General features: G+C 56.1%; 1 pseudogene. It reads left to right on the top strand.

The window, feature by feature from the left end:
- A pseudogene (locus tag QEH59_RS18810) lies at positions 1-344 on the top strand (hypothetical protein); the annotation flags it as partial.

Below are 344 nucleotides of genomic sequence, written 5' to 3'. Positions count from 1 at the left end.
CTCGATTACCAGGTACCATCGGAACAGACTGCGCTGGCATATAACAAAAATTCCGAACTCATGGGCATCAGCTACGACGCAAACTCAACCTTGGTGAGTGTCGGCCGGGCTGCCACTGTGTTGCGCAAGCATGGCTCTGGAGCCTGGAGCCCCATCAACACCAGTGTAAGCGCCTCGCATATACTCGAAGCTATCGCCTATGGTGCGGGCTACTTTATCTGTGTCGGCCATGCCAGCACCCCCAACTACAACGGTGAGGTCGCGGTCTATCGCTCAAGCGATGGCGCTAATTGGGAAGACCTGTCCAACGGCACAGGCCTCGATTCCTGGCAGGATTTCAGGGA

Source organism: Thalassobacterium sedimentorum (assembly GCF_031127905.1).
GTDB classification, from domain to species: domain Bacteria; phylum Verrucomicrobiota; class Verrucomicrobiia; order Opitutales; family Coraliomargaritaceae; genus Thalassobacterium; species Thalassobacterium sedimentorum.
This window is presented reverse-complemented; position numbering and strand designations above follow the sequence as displayed.